We start from the raw sequence: 1914 nt of genomic DNA, 5'->3' as shown, positions 1-1914 counted from the left end.
GGACGGACCTCGCGGCCCTGCTCGATCCGCTGGTAGTAGTCGGTGCTCAGCCCGGCCAGCACCGCGATCTCCTCGCGCCGCAGCCCGGTGACCTTGCGCCGGCCACCCGGCTCCAGGCCGACGTCGCGCGGGCTCAGCCGGCCGCGCCGCGCGCGCAGGAAGTCGCCGAGCTCGCGCGCGTAAGGACTGCTCATGCCCCCAGTGTGCCTCCCGCGCGGGCGCGCAGGGTGGGTCCGGCAAACCCAGGGAACCGAGTCCGACCGACTCCGGCCGGAACGCTCCTAACGTCGCCGGCACACCGACTTCTCCAGGAGCAGCAGATGACCGACCAAATCCCCGACCAGCACGGCCGCGTCGCCGTCGTGACCGGCGCGAACTCGGGCCTCGGCCTGGTCACCGCCACCGAACTCGCCCGCCACGGTGCCCACGTCGTCCTCGCCGTCCGCGACACCGCCGCCGGCGAGCGGGCCGCCCGCGCGATCGACGGCGACACCGAGGTGCGCGAGCTGGACCTGGCGTCCCTGCGGTCGGTGCGCGCGTTCGCGGCGAAGCTGGCCATCGACCACCCGGCGATCGACCTGCTGGTCAACAACGCGGGCGTCGTCCTGCTCGGCCCGCGCCGCACCTCGGCGGACGGCTTCGAGCTGCAGCTCGCGACCAACGCGCTGGGCCACTTCGCCCTGACCGGCCTGCTGCTCGGCACTCTGGCCGCGGGGTCACGGGTGGTCAACCTCAGCTCGATCACGCACAAGAACGCGCACCTGGACTTCGACGACCTGATGCTCGAACGCGGCTACCGCGCAACCACCGCGTACGGCCGGTCCAAGCTCGCCACCACGGTGTTCGGTCTCGAGCTGGACCGCCGCCTGCGTTCCGCCGGCTTGCCGATCGCCGCCGTGCTGGCCCACCCGGGCCTCACCCGGACCAACCTCACCCCGCGTGCTTGGGAACACCGCGGCCGCACGGGCCGGGTGATCGCACGGCTCGGCCTGCTGGCGACGCAACCGGTGGAGCGCGGCGCGCTACCGCAGCTGTACGCGGCAACCGCGGTTGGCGTGCGGGGCGGCCAGTTCTTCGGGCCCGCCGGGCTCGGCGAGACCCGCGGCCGGGTCGGCGAGGCCCGCCTCAACCCGGAGGCAGCCGACCCGGCCGTCGGCAGGCGGTTGTGGGCAGCGGCCGAGGAACTGACCGGCGTCAGCTACCTCTGAGCGCGTTCAGCCGGGGTGGCCGACCCGCGCTCGGCGGCGGCTTCGCTGACGTCGCCGAAGGCCGACACCGCGCACTCGACCGCGGCGGCCGCCGTCCCCGGGGCGACCACCACGCTGCCGGTGATCGTGATCGACGGCTCGAGCGGGATCGAGCGGACCCGGGTCGACCGGATCTCCGCGACCTGGTCGGCGCTCAGCACCGTCCAGCTGCGCGGCGACGACCCGACCTCGACGATCGTCTCCTGCAGGGTGCCGGTCGGCCGGCCCGCCGGGTGCGTTCCGGTGTCGCGCAGCGCCAGGACCACGGCGTCGTCGTGCTCGCGGGCCGGGAGGCGCAGGGTGTCCTCGGCCAGGTCGGCGAAACCGATGGCCGGCCGGTCCGCGGCCGGGTGGTGCCGTGACACCACCGCGTACAGGCGTTCGGTCCACGCGGGCAGCACCTCGAGGCCGGGCGCGGACCGCACGCCCCGGGTCAGTGCCAGGTCGAGATCGCCCTGCCGGAGGGCGTTGAGCCGGGCCTCGACCGGCAGGTCGGCCAGCACCACGTCGAACTCCGGCGCGCGCTCGCGGAAGGCGTCGATCCCGCGTTCCAGGCGGACGGTCATGCCGGCGGCGGTGCCGATGCGGACGGTCGTCATGACCTGCTCGGCCGCGACCCGCACCTGACTGGCCGCCGCCAGCGTGCCCCGGGCCGCGGCGAGCACGC

Annotated in this window: 3 protein-coding genes; 1 reads left to right on the top strand and 2 read right to left on the bottom strand. The window is 75.0% G+C overall.

Translation table 11 applies throughout. The features are described 5' to 3' along the window. On the bottom strand, nucleotides 1–194 hold a 194-nt coding region (locus G3I65_RS13405; protein WP_160696395.1), incomplete at its 3' end, for a helix-turn-helix transcriptional regulator. A gap of 126 nt (nucleotides 195–320) precedes the next feature. Between G3I65_RS13405 and G3I65_RS13400 the strand changes: the two genes are divergently transcribed. Continuing rightward, nucleotides 321–1208, top strand: coding sequence for an oxidoreductase (locus tag G3I65_RS13400; protein ID WP_160696394.1), 888 nt, complete (start codon nucleotides 321–323; stop codon nucleotides 1206–1208). Here the strand turns inward: G3I65_RS13400 and G3I65_RS13395 are convergent. After that, on the bottom strand, nucleotides 1199–1914 hold a 716-nt coding region (locus tag G3I65_RS13395), incomplete at its 5' end, for a LysR family transcriptional regulator substrate-binding protein (RefSeq protein WP_160696393.1). The genes G3I65_RS13400 and G3I65_RS13395 overlap by 10 nt on opposite strands.

The organism is Amycolatopsis sp. SID8362, from assembly GCF_010550475.1.
GTDB classification, from domain to species: domain Bacteria; phylum Actinomycetota; class Actinomycetes; order Mycobacteriales; family Pseudonocardiaceae; genus Amycolatopsis; species Amycolatopsis eburnea.
Note: the sequence above shows the minus strand (reverse complement) of the source record. Positions and strands in the feature narration are given on the sequence as shown.